At 68.5% G+C, this 13971-nt stretch carries 13 protein-coding genes; 9 read left to right on the plus strand and 4 right to left on the minus strand.

The window, feature by feature from the left end:
* The 9 genes from Q8O14_07320 to Q8O14_07360 all read left to right on the plus strand — a co-directional run.
* Positions 1-1075, plus strand: a 1075-nt coding sequence (locus Q8O14_07320) for a FlgD immunoglobulin-like domain containing protein (GenBank protein MDP2360546.1), incomplete at its 5' end; no start/stop codon positions are given.
* A 235-nt stretch (positions 1076-1310) separates the two neighbouring features.
* On the plus strand, positions 1311-1697 hold the full coding sequence (locus Q8O14_07325; GenBank protein ID MDP2360547.1) for a VOC family protein: 387 nt from the start codon (positions 1311-1313) through the stop codon (positions 1695-1697).
* A gap of 141 nt (positions 1698-1838) precedes the next feature.
* Positions 1839-2288, plus strand: a complete 450-nt coding sequence (locus Q8O14_07330; protein MDP2360548.1) for an SRPBCC family protein — start codon at positions 1839-1841, stop codon at positions 2286-2288.
* A 213-nt stretch (positions 2289-2501) separates the two neighbouring features.
* Complete coding sequence (locus Q8O14_07335; GenBank protein ID MDP2360549.1) at positions 2502-3275, plus strand: methyltransferase domain-containing protein; 774 nt, start codon at positions 2502-2504, stop codon at positions 3273-3275.
* A 206-nt stretch (positions 3276-3481) separates the two neighbouring features.
* Complete coding sequence (locus Q8O14_07340) at positions 3482-4312, plus strand: HAD family acid phosphatase (protein ID MDP2360550.1); 831 nt, start codon at positions 3482-3484, stop codon at positions 4310-4312.
* Between the two features lie 343 nt (positions 4313-4655).
* Entirely contained in the window at positions 4656-5744 is a 1089-nt protein-coding gene (gene hisC, locus Q8O14_07345; protein ID MDP2360551.1) for a histidinol-phosphate transaminase, read from the plus strand.
* 68 nt (positions 5745-5812) lie between these two features.
* A complete protein-coding gene (locus tag Q8O14_07350; GenBank protein ID MDP2360552.1) occupies positions 5813-6517 on the plus strand; it encodes a hypothetical protein in 705 nt (234 codons plus the stop codon).
* A gap of 6 nt (positions 6518-6523) precedes the next feature.
* On the plus strand, positions 6524-8002 hold the full coding sequence (locus tag Q8O14_07355) for a RimK family protein (protein MDP2360553.1): 1479 nt from the start codon (positions 6524-6526) through the stop codon (positions 8000-8002).
* On the plus strand, positions 7999-9258 hold the full coding sequence (locus Q8O14_07360; protein ID MDP2360554.1) for a glutamate-cysteine ligase family protein: 1260 nt from the start codon (positions 7999-8001) through the stop codon (positions 9256-9258). Before Q8O14_07355 ends, Q8O14_07360 begins: the two co-directional genes overlap by 4 nt.
* A 23-nt stretch (positions 9259-9281) precedes the next feature.
* Here Q8O14_07360 and Q8O14_07365 read toward each other — a convergent pair whose 3' ends face one another.
* The 4 genes from Q8O14_07365 to Q8O14_07380 form a co-directional block, all read right to left on the minus strand.
* Positions 9282-9707, minus strand: a complete 426-nt coding sequence (locus Q8O14_07365; protein ID MDP2360555.1) for a DUF86 domain-containing protein — start codon at positions 9705-9707, stop codon at positions 9282-9284.
* Positions 9708-9715: 8 nt separating this feature from the next.
* Positions 9716-10138 carry a nucleotidyltransferase domain-containing protein gene (locus Q8O14_07370; GenBank protein ID MDP2360556.1) on the minus strand — a complete coding sequence of 141 codons (423 nt, stop codon included), beginning with the start codon at positions 10136-10138 and terminating at the stop codon, positions 9716-9718.
* 127 nt (positions 10139-10265) lie between these two features.
* A complete protein-coding gene (locus Q8O14_07375) occupies positions 10266-11975 on the minus strand; it encodes an ABC transporter ATP-binding protein (GenBank protein MDP2360557.1) in 1710 nt (569 codons plus the stop codon).
* The gene (locus Q8O14_07380) at positions 11972-13927 is read right to left on the minus strand and encodes an ABC transporter ATP-binding protein (GenBank protein ID MDP2360558.1); all 1956 of its coding nucleotides are present in this window, start codon (positions 13925-13927) and stop codon (positions 11972-11974) included. The genes Q8O14_07375 and Q8O14_07380 overlap by 4 nt, the downstream gene beginning before the upstream one ends.
* Positions 13928-13971: the final 44 nt, after the last annotated feature.

Here is a 13971-nt window from a genome sequence, read left to right on the forward strand (position 1 = left end):
GGGCTCCACTCGGCTCCAGAAGGCATCCGACAATTCCCAGCTCGCCAATCGCGACATGGCTGACTCCTCCAGTTGTGATGGAGGAAGCTGGCTCAACGGAATCGAAATGTCAACCTATTTACGGATAAGCTCTAAGTCCGATGGCACGATCGTGGCATGGGGATCAAACATAGAGTATGGCGGCGGCGGTTATACTGGCCAATGCGATGTCCCGGCGCCCAATACGAACTTCATAGCGATCGCCGGTGGCGAGAACCACAGCTTGGGGTTGAAGACGGACGGTTCGATTGTGGCATGGGGGAGTAACGAGGCTGGCCAGTGCAATGTCCCCGCGCCCAATGCGAACTTCGTGGCGATCGCCGCTGGCGAGCTTCACAGCCTGGGCCTGAAAGGCGACGGATCGATTATGGCCTGGGGAGCCAATTGGGATGGCCAATGCAATGTCCCCGCGCCCAATACGAACTTCATAGCGATCGCCGGTGGCCTTCTTCACAGCAGCCTGGGCCTGAAGGCCGACGGCTCGATTGTGGCCTGGGGGTGGAATGAGTATGGACAATGTGATGTCCCCGCGCCCAACGCGGACTTCGTGGCGCTCGCCGGAGGCGCGTACCATAGCCTGGGACTGAAGGACGACGGCTCGATCGTGGCCTGGGGCAGTAACGAGTATGGTCAATGCAGCATTCCCGCGCCCAATGCCGGCTTCATGGCGCTCGCGGCAGGCGGATACTCCTCACTGGGATTGAAGTCCATGAGCACCGGAATCGAAGCGCCTGACTTGGTTTCGTCAACCCCCAGCGACATCCAGATTCATGCGCTATCCCCGAATCCCTTCAACCCATCCACCTTGCTCTCCTTCGCCACATCCATTCCTGGACAAATGACCCTCGGTGTGTTTGATCTGGCCGGGCGACAGGTGATGCGGCGGGACCTGGGCACGCTGGGGACCGGCTTCCATCATGTGAGATGGGATGGTCGAAGTTCCGACGGCCACAATGTGGCGTCCGGGATCTATGTGTTTCAGTTGTCGCACTCCTCAGGGGAATCACGAACAGTAAAGGGGATGCTCCTTCGTTAGCAGAATCCGAGACATCACGTTGACCAACACGTGTGAGGTCTCCCGAGTCAAGCTGGCGTAGAGATCCTTTCCGGCTCTGCTTCGCTTCTTTGGCGTGACGGGGCAGGGCGGATCCCGGCGCGGTCCCGAGCGCTGGCGCAAAGGATGATGGCCGGGCCGGTCTCGACATCCATCCGTCATATGGCTTGGCCCAGCATGAGGCCCATGACTTGAGGGCAACCAGGAGGAAGCGGCCATGAGGCGCGTCACCGGCATCGGCGGAATCTTCTTCAAATCCAGGGACCCCAAGGGCCTGGCGGCCTGGTACCAGACACACCTGGGCCTGCAGGTCGAGGAGTGGGGTGGGGTCGTCTTCCCCTGGGCCGGCCCGGAGAATCCGGCGGGGACGGGCACGACGGTTTGGAGCCCCTTCGCGGACGACACGGACTACTTCGCCCCGGGCGCGGCGCCCTTCATGATCAACTACCGGGTGGAGGATCTCCACGCGCTGCTGGCCCTCTTGCGCGGCGAGGGGTGCCAGGTGGTCGACCAGGTCGAGCAGTCGGAGTTCGGCACCTTCGGCTGGGTGATCGATCCGGACGGAAACAAGCTGGAGTTGTGGGAGCCGCCCGCCGGCCGCTGAGGGCCGGGTTGTCACAACTTCAACCGCTCCAGAGTGGCGTGCCCGCGCGGCAGGTGCCAGCTTGGCCCGGCCGGGACGCCACGCCGCTGGGCGCGGCGGCAGCCGGCCCACCTCCCAACGCAAGCGAAAGGGGCCGTCCCCATGCCCACCGGCACCGCCCGCCTGCAGCGCATCCTGCGCTGCCCGCCCGACCGCGCCTACCGGGCCTTCCTGGATCCCGCCGCCCTCTGCAAGTGGATCCCGCCCTACGGCTTCACCTGCACCGTCCACGAGCAGGACCCGCGCGTGGGCGGTGGCTTCCGCATGTCCTTCGCCAATTTCGGCAGCGGGCACAGCCACAGTTTCGGCGGCGCCTACCAGGAGCTGGTCCCCGGCGAGCGCCTGGTCTACACCAACCGCTTCGACGACCCCGCCCTGCCCGGCGAGATGAGGACCACGGTCTCGCTGCGGCCCGTCTCCGGCGGCACGGAGCTGACCATCGTCCAGGAAGGCCTGCCTGAGATGGTGCCCGTCGAGCTGTGCCTGCTCGGCTGGCAGGAATCCCTGGCCCAGCTGGCCCGCTTGGTCGAGCCCGAGATTCCCGACGCCTGACCGGCCGCGCTGGTGGTGGATCCAGGCGGATCGATCGCCGGCGAAGCGGGCGTCGACGGCGGGTGGACTGCCGCTCGCGGGATGCCGGATCTGGCGGCGCGGCCCATCGCACGCCCTCCGCGGGCAACCTGTCGCCGGCAAGCGGCCGATCACGCCACTGGGTTCACTAGCTTGCCGCCCGATTCCGCCAGTAACAGGGCAGGGGAGGGACCGGTGACACGCTTGGGAGCCCCGGAGGCGATCCAGGAACAGGGCTACGACTTTCCCTACCACTACATCCCCAACTGGGACGGGAAGCGCTATTCCCATCATCGCTCCCTGGCCTGGGGCCATGAGTACTTGAGCTACCTGGGCTTTCTGCTGGACCTGGCGGGGCGGGACCCCCACGGTTCCCTGCTCGACGTGGGATGCGGCGACGGCCGATTCCTGGGGCTGCTCCACGCGCGGCATCCCGGTGCCCGCCTGACCGGCATCGACTTCTCGCCGCGGGCCATCGCCTTTGCCCGGGCCTTCCATCCGGACCTGGACTGGCGCTGCGAGGACGCGGGAGACGATACGCTGCTGCCCGAACGCCATGACCTGATCACGCTGGTGGAGGTCCTCGAGCACATCCCGCCGGCGCAGGTCGGCGCCTTCCTGGCTAACCTGCGCGCCCGGCTCGCCGACGAGGGCCGGCTCATCCTCAGCGTGCCCAGCACCAACATCCGGGTCAGCCGCAAGCACTACCAGCATTTTGACGAAGGCAGCCTGCGGCAGACCCTGGCTGAGACCTTCGCCATCGAGGAGCTGCATCATCTCAACATCCGCTATGCACCCTCCCTCCAGCTGATGCGACTGCTCCTCCACAACCGTCTCTTCATCCTCAACAACCGGACGCTGCTGGCGTGGTGCTATCGCTTCTACACGCGCCGCCACCTGCACGTGAAGGAATCCAACTGCCGGCGGTTGATTGCAGTCTGTCGACCGCTGTGGTCAACCGTCGCGTGAGTTGAAACCAAGCGTCCCCGTCCACCCAGGCTGGCGGGAGGTGTCCAGGTTGATAGACGGTGTGCATAAGGTGCCAGGGCAACACCAGGGCAACACCAGGGCAGCACCAGGGCAACACCAGGGCAGCACCAGGGCAGCACCAGGGCAACACCAGGGCAGCACCAGGGCAGCACCAGGGCAGCACCAGGTGCAATAGAGGGTCCACCATGAGGTCTTACATCATTCTATTAGTCTACCTGCTGGCAGCTCGGAACGGTGAAACACGCGAAAGTGCTCACCTCAACGCCACCCTCTGGACCCAGCGGGCGCCCGAGCATGGCGCCACCCTCCGGTCGCTCTTCGAACTGGCCCGGCAACGCCTGGATGAGGCGCTGCGGGACAGCGCCTGGACCGCCACCCCCGCCGAGCAGCTTCCCCCCTATGCCCACAAGCCGCCGGCCGTCATTCTCGACCTGGACGAGACGGTGCTGGACAATTCACCCTTCGTCGCCTGGCTGCTCCTGCAAGGTCGACACTACGACGAGGCCGCCACCGCGGACTGGGACCGCTGGGTGGGGACGGCGCGGGCGGAAGCCCTGCCCGGCGCCCTGGAGTTCATCCAGCAGGCCAGGGAGCGGCAGGTGGCCGTCTTCTTCATCTCCAACCGGGAGGCGGCGCAGGAGGAGGCCACCCGTCGCAACCTGGCGGCCCTTGGGGTGGCGCTGGAGGCGGACGTGGACGAGATCCTGCTCAAAGGCGAGCGGCCGGCCTGGCGCTCCGACAAGGGGTCGCGCCGCCGGCTGGTGGCGGACTCCCATCGGGTTCTGCTCATGGTGGGGGACAGCCGGGAGGATTTCCCCGACAACTCGCGGGAGCAGGCCTTGACCAGCGCCGGGCTGGGCGATCCCCATGCAGCACGCTGGGGGCGGGAATGGATCATGCTGCCCAATCCCATGTACGGCTTGTGGGAGGAAGCGGCCGGCCAGGCGGGATCCTGGCCGCGCCATGAGCAGATCAGGGCCATGCGGGAGGAGCTGCGCCCTTGGGACGGGAACTGAACCAGTCGTCCAGGGCGCGGGGCTGGCCATGCCCGATGGATCGGTGCGAGCGGGGGATGTCCAATAATCATTGGCGATCAAGCAAAGTGTCCGACCCATGGTCGGACACTTTGGCAAAATTTGCCCCTGTTTCAGCCCCGCACCGCCTACGAAGCTCCCGCACGTGACGTGGACTCGCGCGTTTTGGTCTTCCTCGCGTGGTCCGGCGTTCGCACCGCGACTGCCAGTGTCAATCATGCAGGACAAGTTTACACGTGGTGTCCGACCATGGGTCCGACACCCTGGCAATTGTTTCCCATCCCGCCGACTGGTGCCATCTTGCGGCAAAGCAGAGGACGCCGCCATGACCCGCCCGCTCGTACCCGACTACATCCGAGACCTGACCCCCTACAAACCCGGCAAACCCATCCGGGAGGTGCAACGTGAACTCGGGCTGGAGCGGGTGGTGAAGCTGGCCAGCAACGAGAATCCCCGCGGAGCAAGTCCCCTCGCCCTGGAGGCCATCCGAAATAGCCTGGCTGAACTGGCCCGCTACCCGGACGTGGGTGCCCTGGACCTGCGCGACGCCATCGCCGCCCACTACCAGCTGCGCCGGGAGAACGTGATCTGCGGCGCGGGCTCGGAGAGCATCCTGGCCACCATCCTGCGCACCTTCCTGGACCAGGACGACGAGCTGCTCACCAGCGAGGGGACCTTCGTCGGCTTCTATGTCCTGGCCCAGAGTCGTGGCCTGCCCCTGCGCACGGTGCCGCTCAAGGACTACGCCTTCGACCTGGAGGCCATGGCGGCGGCCATGGGTCCGCGGACGCGCCTGGTTTACCTGGCAAACCCCAACAACCCCACCGGCAGCATTTTCTCCAAGGCCGCCTTCACGCGCTTCATGGAGCAGGTGCCCTCCCACACACTGGTCGTCCTGGACGAAGCCTACATCGATTATGTGGAACCAGGCGCCAGCTACCCGGACAGCCTGCTCTACCGCTTCGACAACGTGCTCACCCTGCGCACTTACTCGAAGGCCCAGGGCCTGGCCGGCCTGCGCCTGGGCTACGGCTTCGGCCACGGCGACCTCATCGCCAACCTGATGAAGGTGAAGCTCCCCTTCGAGCCCAGCATCCCCGCCCAGTCGGCGGGCATCGCGGCCCTGTCCGACGGCGCCTTCCTGCAGGAGACGATCGCCTTGAATGCGGCGGGCCGCCGCCGCTTGATGGACCTCCTGACGGCCAAGGGGCTGGCGCCCGTGCCCAGCCAAGCCAACTTCGTCATGTTCCCCCTCGCCGACGAGGAGGAGGCCGACCACTTCGCCCGTCACTGCCTCTTGCGCGGCGTGATCGTGCGGCCCCTGGGCGCCTTCCGCCTGCCCCACTGCATCCGGGTCTCGACGGGCCTGCCAGAGGAGATCGAGGCTTTCGCCGAGGCTCTCGCCGCCTGGTAGACGCCGGGCCATTCTGGCGGGGCGATGGGTCATCGTTGCCCGAAACTAGATCACGACGGGGATGGGGAATGGAAGGCCGCCTCAACATCCAGTTCCAGCCCGATGACACGGCCTGCGGACCCACCTGCCTGCATGCCGTCTACTCCTACTGGGGCGACATGGTGACCTTGCCCCGCCTCGTCCGCGAGATCCCCCGCGTGCGCGGCGGCGGCACCCTGGCCGTCATGCTCGCCTGCCACGCCCTGGAGCGGGGCTACCGGGCCACCCTCTACACCTACAACCTGCACCTCTTCGATCCCACCTGGTTCGCGCCGCCCGTGCCCGACCTGCCGCGCCGCCTGCGCGAACAGGCCCTCATCAAGGACAAGGGCCGGATCAGAGTGGCCACCCAGGCCTATTTGCGCTTCCTCGAGCTGGGGGGCGAGCTGCGTTTCAAGGATCTCACCAAGCAACTGCTGCGCGGCTTCATCCAGCGCGGACTGCCGGTGCTGGCCGGCCTTAGCTCCACCTACCTCTACCACGCCGTCCGCGAGCGCGAGGAGGACGGCGACGACGACGACCTGGGCGGCAAGCCCACGGGTCACTTCGTCGTCCTCTGCGGCCACGAGCACGGCGGCTTGGTGCGGGTGGCCGACCCCTATCCGCAGCATCCCCTCGCCGACAGCCCTTACTACACGGTCTCCATGGACCGGGTGCTGGGCGCCATCCTGCTCGGCGTGCTGACCCACGACGCCAACTTTCTCATCATCCGCCCGCGAACCAAGCGAGAGTAGCGACGCATGGACGTGCTCGTCGTAGTCAACAACCCGGAAGACTGGCCGCTCAAGCCGGCCAAGGTGCAGGTGATGGCGGCCCGCGACTACCTGACCAACCCCGGCCTGGTGGAGCGCAAGAGCCTGCGCGTCTTCAACCTGTGCCGCTCCTACCGCTACCAGAGCACGGGCTACTACGTGTCCCTGCTGGCCGAGGCGCGCGGCCACCGCCCCTTCCCCGACCTGACCACCATCCAGGACCTCAAGTCGAGCGCCATGCTGCGCATCCACTCCGAGGAGCTGGACGAGGACATCCAGCGCGCCTTCGCCGGGCTGCGCTCCCCGGAGCAAATCCTCAGCATCTACTTCGGACGCAACCTGGCCCGCAAGTACGACCGGCTCTGCCAGCAGCTCTTCAAGTCCTTCCAGGCGCCCTTCCTCCGCGCCCACTTCACCTGGCACGAGGGGGAGGAGCGCTGGCAGCTGCAGGGCATCCGCCCCATCGCCGCCAGCGAGATCCCGGCCGACCACCTGCCCTTCGTCCGCGAGCGGGCCGCCGAGTTCTTCGCCGGCCATCAGCGGGTGTCCCGGCCACGCCACCGCTGGCGCTACGACCTGGCCATCCTCTACAACGAGGAGGCCACGCAAAAACCCTCCAACGCGCGGGCCATCCGCCACTTCGTGCGCGCCGCCGAGTCCCTCGACCTGGCCACCGAGCTGCTGGGGCGGGAGGATTCCGCCCGCCTGGCCGAGTTCGACGGCCTCTTCATCCGCGACACCACCAACGTCCACCACTACACCTATCGCTGGGCCCGCCGCGCCGCCGCCCAGGGCCTTGTCGTGGTGGACGATCCCGTCTCCATCCTCAAGTGCTCGAACAAGGTCTTCCTGGCCGAGCTGCTTCAGAAACACCGCGTGCCCATCCCCCGCACCGTGACCTGCTACAAGGAGATCAGCCCGGAGCTGCTGCGCGAGCTGGGCCTGCCCTGCATCCTCAAGCAGCCTGACTCCAGTTTCTCGCAGGGCGTGGTGAAAGTGGAAAGCCGCGAGGAGCTGCTGGCGGAGGGGGCCCGCATGTTCGCCAAGAGCGACCTGCTCATCGCCCAGGCCTTCCTCCCCACCACCTTCGACTGGCGGGTGGGCGTCTTCGACCGGCAGCCCATCTATGTCTGCCGCTACCACATGGCGGACAAGCACTGGCAGATCGTCCATCGCGACGAGACGGGCGACACCACCTACGGCCGGGTGGACTCCATCCCCGTGGAGCACGCCCCCACCCCGCTCCTGAAAATCGCCCTCAAGGCGGCCAACCTGATCGGGGACGGTTTGTACGGCCTCGACATCAAGCAGATCGGCGACCAGTTTGTCGTGATCGAGATCAACGACAACCCCAACATCGACGCCGGCTACGAGGACGAGATCCTCAAGGACGAGCTCTACCTGCGCATCATGCGGGTCTTCCTGCGCCGCATCGAGCACAGCAAGACGGGAGGGTACGTGGCGTGACGGATTCGCCGCTGCATCTGCTGCAGGGCTTCGGCCTGGAGCTGGAGCTGATGGTCGTCGACGCCCGCACCCTGGATCCGCTGCCCGTGGCCGACGCCCTGCTCGCCGCCGCCGCCGCCGAGCCGGACGCCCGCTGCGAGTGCCAGCCCGGGGAGGCCGTGGACGATGTGGAGTTCGGGGACTTCGGCTGGTCCAACGAGCTGGTCCTGCACCTCATCGAGTTCAAAACGGCGGGGCCGGTGGCCTCGCTGGCCGGGGTCGAGCGCGGCCTGCAGGAGCAGGTGGCGCGCGCCAACCGCCTGCTGGAGCCGCTGGGCGGCCGCCTGCTGCCCGGCGCCATGCACCCCTGGCTGGACCCGGCTCGCCACACCCGCCTGTGGCCCCACGGCAACCGCGAGGTCTACGCCGCCTACGACCGCATCTTCGGCTGCGCCGGCCACGGCTGGAGCAACCTGCAGAGCGCGCACCTCAACCTCGCCTTCGCCGACGACGCCGAGTTCGCCCGCCTGCACGCCGCCGTCCGCCTCGTCCTCCCGCTCATCCCCGCCCTGGCCGCCGCCTCGCCCGTGGTGGAGGGCCGCGCCACGGGCTGGCTGGACACGCGCCTGGAGGTCTACCGCGGCAACCAGGCGCGCATCCCCTCCATCGCCGGCCTGCTTGTGCCGGAGCCGGTCTGGACGCGGCGCGCCTACGAGGAGCGGATCCTGCGCCGCATCTGGGCCGACATCGCCCCCCACGACCCCGACGGCCTGCTGCGGCACGAGTGGCTCAACTCCCGGGGCGCCATCGCCCGCTTCGACCGGATGGCGCTGGAGATCCGCCTGGTGGACGCCCAGGAGTGCCCCGCCGCCGACGCCGCCGTGGCGGCGGCCATCGGGCAGGCCGTGGCCCATCTCGTCCAGGAGCGCTGGGCCTCCCTGGCCGCCCAGCAGGCGCTGTCCACGGAGGCTCTGGCGGAAACACTGTGGGCCTGTGCCCGCGACGGGGAGCGGGCCCTGGTGCACGACGAGTCCCTGCTCGCCTGCTTCGGCCGCGGCCGGCCGCTGGAGGGGGGGGATCTATGGCGCTGCATCCTGGCCGAGCGCCCCCTGATGGACCCCGCCCATTCCGCCACGATCGACCGTCTCCTGACAGCCGGCCCCCTCGCCCGCCGCCTGCTGGCCGCGCTGGGGCCGGATCCGGACGGCGCCCGCTTGAAGGATGTGTGGGAGCGGCTGGCGGACGGCCTGGCGGCGGGGCGGCTCTTCCTGCCCTGAGGCATGAAACCGGGGATTTGTCTTCAGCTTCCCTCTTTCGGTGTCCAACCGGCAGCGCCACGTTCGGCGATCAACCGGGTAAAGGTCAGCACGTCGTCCAGTCCTTCCGTGATGACCCAGTCAACGATGTCCAGGTCCAGCTCCATGTACTGATGCACGGCCGTGTTGCGGAAACCCACCATGGCCGCCAAACTGCGACGCAGGGTGGCCTCGATCACGTGGTCCCGCTCCAGCAGAAGAAAGCTCTCGGCGCTGGTGGCGGGAATGCCCAGTCCCCGCTCCCTGACCACATGGTTGGCCAGATCAATGGCCTGCTCGCAGGCCCGCGTGATGTTGAGCAGGGCCGCGTCCTGTCGCGTCCAATCGACGCGGAAGCCCGAGCCAGCCGCGCTGCGCTCCTGGCGCGCGCGTTTCACGCAGCGCTGGATGCTCTGGATCTTCTGGGTCACCACATCTTTCAGCATCGGTAGGCCCGGCCGGTCCTCTGGAATTGCTCCAGAAGCGCCCTCCGCTCCTGGTTCAACTTCTGATAAAGGGAAATGGCATACATCTCGAAGGTGGCCACCGCCACAGGGTCCAAGCAGATCAGACGGCGCCCGCGCAAGACCTGCATGCGCAGGACCGCATCAGCCCGCCTCAGGTCCAGCAGGTCCACGCGACGCTGAATGGCTTCCTCGCACAAGGCCCGCACGGCCATCAGACGGAGGCCCGGGCGATCCCCCCTCTGCCCCCGCGCCAGAAGCACGGCCAGGTCCAGGTCGCTCCCGGGATGGTCCCCCCCGTCGACTCGTGAACCGAAGAGGTAGAGTGCCTGCAAGTCCGGCAGCTCCCTCCGAAGGATGGGTTGGATCAAGTCCAAGGCTTGCGTCGTGTCGTTCATGGTCGAAATATGGCGTTCGCGACGGCCTTGGTCAGCATGGATTGGCTCGGCCCTGAAAGAAGTCGCCAGGGCAAGCGCCAGGCGAAGCTCGGCAGTCCCACACAATCCATCGTGCATTTGAGCGGACCTATTCCCGGGCAAACAGCTCGCGGTAGCCCGGTTCGCGGGCCAGCAGCTCGTCGTGGCGGCCCTCGTGGATGAAGCGGCCTTTCTCCAACCACAGGACGCGGTCGGCGACGCGGGCGGTGGCCTCGCGGTGGGTGGCCACCAGCACGCCGGTGGCGGGCAGCTCGCGGCGCAGGCGCTCCCAGAAGAGGCGCTCGGTGGCGGCGTCCAGGGCGCTGGTGGCGTCGTCCAGGAGCAGGAAATCGGGGCGGGTCGCCAGGGCGCGGGCCAGGGCCACGCGGCCGCGCTGGCCGCCGGAGAGGCCGACCCCGCCCTGCTCGATGCGCCGCTCGGGCGGAAACTCGTCGGCCACGCAGGCCGTCGTCAGGGCGTGCCGGATGGCCTCCCCGTCCACCGCCGGGCGGTCCAGGCGGACGTTCTCGGCCACCTCGCCCGAGAAGAGCAGGCTCTCCTGGGGCACCCAGCCCAGGCAGCGGCTGCGCGCCGCGGAGGTCAGCGCCGCCACCGGAGTCCCGTCCAGATGGACCTGGCCCCCGCCGGCGTCCTGGATGCCCGCCGCCAGCTCGAGCAGGGTGGTCTTGCCGCAGCCCACCGGCCCCACCACGGCCACCGTCTCCCCCCGCCGCAGGACCAGGTCGAGGCCGTCCAGCAGGGGTGGCGCCTCGGATGTCCAGGCGAAGCGCAAGCCTTCCAGGTGGAGGCGGCGGCAATCGACCGGCCGCGCCTCGCCATCAGTGCGCTCGGGCAAATCCTCCACCTGACGCATGCGGTCCACCGAACTGGAGACCACGTTGGTGGAGACGAAGAACCAGGAGATGGTCCAGAGCGGGCCGGTCAAGCTGCTCAGGTAGGCGACGAAAGCGTAGAAGTCGCCCAGGGTGATCTGCCCTTTCATGAGGAAGATGCCGCCGGCGAAGAGCACGATGATGACGCCGCTCTGGTTGAGGAGGGAACCCAGCCCCTCCAGCACGGCGCGCAGGGTCAGCACATTCTTCTCGCTGCGCACGCGGCGCTCGAGGGCCCGCAGGAAGAGCAGGTCCTGGGCCTTTTCCGCCGCGTAGCCGAGCACGATGCGCACGCCGCTGAAGGCGGCCTCCAGCACGTCCACCGTCTCGCTCGTGCGCTTCTGGCGCTCCGAGTAGTGCTTCTCCTGCAGATGCTCGGTGCGCGTCATGAGCCAGACCACCAGCGGCAAGGGGGCCACCGAGAGCAGCGTGAGGCGCCAGTCCAGGCTCATCATGACGGCCAGGGCGAAGACGAGGCGTAGCACGGCCTCGATGGGCCGGAACACGCCCGAGCAGGAGTACCAGGCCAGCTTGTCCTCCACGTCCACGTCGTCGGTGAGGCGCGTCACCAGGTCCCCGCTGCGGAACTTGGCGAAGAAGGCCGCCGTCTTGCGCAGGATGCGCCGCAGCAGGGCGAGGCGGATCTCCATGGCGTTGCCCAGGTTCTGCGCGGCGCGGGAGACGGGCAGCAGCCATTGCAGCACCTGTTGGAGCAGGCCCGCGCCCAGCAGGGCCAGCACCCACTGGCGGGCCGCCAGCGGATTGTCCTGCTGCACCAGCTCGTCCAGGACGAACTTGAAGAGGAGAGGATAGACGGTGTTGGCCGCCACGCCCAGGGCGGTCAGGGCCAGGACCAGGACCATGCCGCGCCGGCGCAGCCGCCAGTACGGCGTGAACCAGGCCACCACCTTGCGCAGGACCTTCATCGGCCCGCCTCCCCCCCGGCGGCGGGGGCCTGGGGATCGTCGTGCAGCGGAACGCCCGGCAGGGCGCCGGGCAGGTGGGCGAGGCTTCCGGCCAGGGCGGGCTCGGCGGCCGGGGCCGGCGCCTCCGGGCCGCCGGGGCCGGCCTCCGGCGGCGCTTCCGCGTCGGACCGGCCATCCTGGCCCATTTGCTGGGTGCGCAGCAACTCGGCGTAGTGGCCGCCGGCGGCGAGCAGCTCATCGTGGCTGCCCTGCTCCGCCACCCGGCCCTCCACGATGACGAGGATGCGGTGGGCGTGGCGGACGGTGGAGAGGCGGTGGGCCACCACCAGCGTCGTGCGGCCCGCCGTGAGCGCCTCCAAGGTGCGCTGGATGTGGCGCTCGGTGCGCGGGTCCACGCTGCTGGTCGCCTCGTCCAGCACGAGAATGGGCGGATCCACCGCCAGGGCGCGGGCCAGGGCCAGCAGCTGGCGCTGGCCGTAGGACAGGTTGGCGCCGCGCTCGGCCAGGATCGCCTCGTAGCCCTGGGGCCGCCGCAGGATCTCCTCCTCGATCCCCGCCACCTGGGCCGCCTGCCGCACCCGCTCCGCCGGCACATCCTCGCGGAAAGCCCGCAGGTTGTCCTCCACGCTGGCCGGAAAGAGGTAGAGGTCCTGCAGGACCAGGCCGAAGAGGCGGCGGTACTGGCGCGGATCATGCTCGCGGATGTCGACCCCGTCCAGCAGGATGCGCCCGGCGCTCACGTCGCGCAGGCGGGTGGCGAGATTTAGGATCGTGCTCTTGCCGCCCCCCGTCGGTCCCACCAGGGCCACCGTCTCCCCCGCCTCGACGCGCAGGTTGAAGTCGCGCAGGACGGGCTTGTCCGCCACGTAGCCGAAAGTCACGTCCTGGAACTCGAGGACGCCGGGCCGCGCGGGCAGGGGCCGGGGCCGGGCGGGGTGGGGCACCGTGTCCGGCGTGTCCAGCATGGTGAAGATGCGGTCGGCCGCCCCGCCGGCGCGTTGGATCTCGGCCAGCTGCTCGGACAGCTCGATGATGGGCCAGTAGATCATGCCCGCGTACTGGGCGAACATGACGAGGGTGCCGGTGGTGAGCGAGCCGTCGGCGATCCACACGCTGCCCAGCCAGAGGGCGAGGCAGGTCATGAGGATCTGCACGAGGCCCATCCCGCTCCAGAGCGAGTACTCCAGCAGGTTGAGCCGCACCACGAAGCGCTTGTAGCCGCGATTGCGGGCGGCCAGCCGCTCCTCGGCCCAGGCCTCCACGCCCAGGGCCTGGATGAGCCGCGCCGCCGGCGCCAGCTCCGCCACCTCGCCCGAGATCTGGGCATAGCGGCGCCGCTCCTCGCGGAAGCGGGCGCGCATGCGGGAGAAGATGATCCAGGTGCCCACCAGCATCACCGGGAGAAAGGCGAGGCTGATGTGGAAGAGGCGCGTGTCCACCCGGCCGATGATGACGACGGAGCCGATGATCATCACCACGGCGCTGAGGATGCGCACGGCCATGGTGCTGGTCAGGTTGACGAGGCGCTGGCTGTCCGACTCGATGCGCGAGACGAGGGTGCCCACCGGCTTGCTCTCCACCCAGGCGAGGCCCAGGGCCAGGGCCTTGGCGAAGAGGTCCCGCTTGATCACGTTGACCACGTCCACGCCGCCCCGCCCCAGCATGACGGTGGCCAGGCCGCCCGCCAGGCTGCCCCCCGCCATCAGGCCCAGGTAGGCCAGGGCGCTGCGCAGGAGGCCGCCCGTGTCGCCGGCGGGGAAGTCCACGTCGACGATGCGCTTGAAGATGACGGGTTGGAGCAGCATGAGCCCCACGCCGAGCAGGGCCAGCAGGAAGGCGGCGAGGAAGACCGGCAGGTGCGGCCGCACATAGGGGTGGACGCGGCGGAGCATGCCCCAGGTGGGCAGCGCGCCCGCCTGCGGCTCGATCTCGTTGTCCCGTTCCCACCACATGGCGCGCTCTCCCAAGCCGGCATACCGCGTCCGTCCCCGCGTCA

The organism is bacterium, assembly GCA_030685015.1.
GTDB lineage: Bacteria > CAIWAD01 > CAIWAD01 > CAIWAD01 > CAIWAD01 > CAIWAD01.